The following is a 2,942-nucleotide window of genomic DNA, read 5'->3' on the forward strand; positions in this document are numbered from 1 at the left end:
TGACGCCCCGTCGGCCGCCGTGTGCGGCCGACGGGGCGCACTCGTTCCGGCGCGCCGCGGAGTAGGCTGGCGTCACTTGACGCAAGCACGCGCAGTGGGTTGCATACGTTCTGTGATCGCGCCCCCGGCTTCAACTGCCAGCTCTCATACGGCCCATGCGGCCCGTACGCCCCATCCGGCCCGTGCGTTCGGCGGGGCCGTCCGCGCGCTCCGCAGCGCCGAGGGAGCCGCGCCGTGGACCCGGTGATCGTCGTCGGGGCCGGCCCGGTCGGCCTCGCCCTCGCCCTCGGGCTCGCGCGCCACGAGGTGCCGGTCGTCGTCCTCGACGAGGGCACGGGGGCCGAGGAGCGGCGCGCGGCCCGTACGGTCCTGCTGCGGCCGGACACGGTCGCCCTGCTGGCCCGGCTGGGGTGCCCGCTGGAGGGCGGGGCGCGCTGGAGTGGGTGGCGCACGCTGCGCCGGCGCGGGGTGGTGTACCAGCTGTCCTTCGGCGAGGAGGGCGGCGGCCCCGACACGGACGAGGCGAGCAAGACGGATAGGGCGGACAAGGCGGGCGATCCGGTCGGCGCGCCGGTGGCGGATGACGGCGAGGCCGGGACGGAGGCCGCCGGCCCCTCGCCGCTGCATCTCCCGCAGCACGTGCTGACCCGGTCCCTGCGCGTGGCCCTCGCCGGGCAGCCGATGGTCCAGCTCGTCCAGGGCAGCCGCGTCGACAGCCTGGAACAGGACGCCGACGGCGTCACCGTACGCACCAGGGGCGACAACGGCACCTGGTGGCGCGGGAGTTACCTGGTCGGCTGCGACGGCGCCCGCTCCAACGTCCGCAAGCTGCTGGGGGTGCGCTTCCCGGGGCGTACGGCCGTGGAGCGGCACGCGGTGGCCGCGCTGCGCTGCGAGCTGCCCTGGCCCGGCGAGGGCGTGCTGCACCGCTCGCCGCCGCACGGCGGCGAGGTCACGGCCCGGCCGCTGCCGGACGGGGTGTGGCGGCTGGACTGGCTGCTGCCTCCGGGCCGCGATCTGGTCACCCCGGACGCCCTGATCGCCCGCGTGCGGGACTCGCTGGAGGGGTGGTGCGGGGACGTGCCGCCGTACGAGCTCCTGGACACCGGCGTGCACGCCGTGCACCACCGGCTCGCGAGGCGCTGGCGGACCGGCCGCGCCTTCCTCGCGGGCGACGCCGCGCACCTGCTCGGGGCGCTCGGCACGCAGGGCGTGGAGGAGGGCCTGCGGGACGTCGACAACCTCTCCTGGAAGCTGGGGGTGGCGCAGCACCACGGCGCGTCGGAGGTGCTGCTCGACAGTTACCAGGCGGAGCGGCGGACCGCCGTCGGCCGCCGGCTGCGCGCCGCCGACCAGGCCCTTCCCGGGCTGCGGGGGTCCGGCGGCTGGCGGGTGGTGCGGCGCGCGGTGGTGCCGGGCTCGGGGCGGGGGCGCGACGCGCTGCTCACCGACGGGCACCTGGGGCGGGGCCCGCTGGGGGCGCCGCCGGTGCACGCCCGTACGCCCCTGGCGCCCTCCACCGCGCCGGAAGGCTCCGTGACCGTCGGTACGGCCCTCGGCGCGACAGCCGCCGATGTGCCCGTGACCGCGCCGGACGGCTCCCCGGCCTGGCTCATGGACCGGCTCGGGCGCGACCTGCTGATCGTGCTCGTCGCCCCCGGCACGGGGGTGTGGGAGCGGCGGCACTGGCTGGGCGCCGGGCTGATGCCGCGGCTGGCGGCGGCTGTCGCCGCGCTGCCGGTACGGGCGGAACTGCTGGTCGCCGAGGGGTACCCGGGCGCCGCGGCACACACGGTACTGGTGGTGCGGCCGGACGGGCATCTGGTGGCGGCGCTCTCCGGCGTACGCCCCTCGGAGCTGTACGCCTGCGCGGACGCGGTGCGCGGCGGGGCCGTCACGGTGCCGATGGCCGAGCCGGCGAGTGAGGCTACGGCCAACCGTTGACCTGCCCGTACCGCCGTGATTCACTCCGGAACGTGACGGAGAGCGGCGCGCGTTTCTGGCGGAGGGTCCATCTGGACCTGGTCCGCTACGCGGGCTGCGTCTGTCGTCCGTCCTGCTGATCACGCCTTCCCCCGCGCGGCCGTGCGTGTACCGGCCGCGCATCTTCGCGATCTTTCAGGACGGGTTCTGTGTCACTTCCTGTAGTAGGTACGTCCGCGCCCGGAGCTGTTCCGGAAGGGGCGGTTACGGCCCCTTCCGCCGCCGAACTCCTGGGCTTCGCACGGCACGTCGCCGGCAACGCCGAGCTGGTGGCCTCACTTCCGCTGGACCCCGAGGGCCGCACCTGGCTGCGGCTGGAGGGGCCGGGCGGCAGCGAGGCATGGCTGATCGGCTGGCCGCCGGGGACCGGCACCGGCTGGCACGACCACGGTGGCTCGCACGGCGCGTTCGCCGCGGCGGCCGGCGAGCTGACCGAGCAGTCCCTCGCGGCCCAACTGCCCACCGAGGGCTGGAAGACCCTGGAACTGGCGGACGGCGTCGACCGCAGCCGCCGACTCTCGGACGGCCGCGGCCGGGCCTTCGGCCCGCACCACGTGCACCAGGTCTTCAACGCGTCCGAGGACCGGCACGCGGTGTCGGTGCACGCGTACTACCCGCCGCTGCCGCTGATGCGGCGCTACAGCCGCACCGGTCCGCTGCTGCGGCTCGAACAGATCGAGCGCGCCGAGGAGTGGGCATGACAGCGGGTATGGCGACGGGCATGACAGTGGAAGAGCTCTTGGCCGAGGCGCGGTCCTCGCTGCACCGCCTCACCCCGCACGAGGCCGCGGCCGTCCGCGACGACGGCGGCCTGCTCGTCGACATCCGCTACGCGGCCCTGCGCGACCGCGACGGCCTCATCCCCGGCGCTCTGATCGTCGAACGCAACGAACTGGAATGGCGTCTCGATCCGGCCTGCGACCACCGCGCGGCCGAGGCCGACGGCCACGACCTGCGCG

General features: G+C 75.9%; 3 protein-coding genes and 1 pseudogene. All 4 read left to right on the forward strand.

What is annotated here, in order from left to right; genetic code table 11:
- Positions 1–234 precede the first annotated feature (234 nt).
- Positions 235–1,944: an FAD-dependent monooxygenase gene (locus ACFU99_RS39560; protein WP_384402342.1), complete on the forward strand. Its 1,710-nt coding sequence runs from the start codon at positions 235–237 to the stop codon at positions 1,942–1,944.
- Between the two features lie 32 nt (positions 1,945–1,976).
- Positions 1,977–2,063: a putative leader peptide gene (locus ACFU99_RS39565; protein ID WP_324606970.1), complete on the forward strand. Its 87-nt coding sequence runs from the start codon at positions 1,977–1,979 to the stop codon at positions 2,061–2,063.
- Positions 2,064–2,132: 69 nt separating this feature from the next.
- A complete protein-coding gene (locus ACFU99_RS39570) occupies positions 2,133–2,684 on the forward strand; it encodes a cysteine dioxygenase (protein ID WP_384402345.1) in 552 nt (183 codons plus the stop codon).
- Positions 2,685–2,704: 20 nt separating this feature from the next.
- Positions 2,705–2,942 (forward strand): annotated as a pseudogene (locus ACFU99_RS39575) (sulfurtransferase); the annotation flags it as partial.

The sequence above is a fragment of the Streptomyces sp. NPDC057654 genome, assembly GCF_042800135.1.
Classification (GTDB): domain Bacteria; phylum Actinomycetota; class Actinomycetes; order Streptomycetales; family Streptomycetaceae; genus Streptomyces.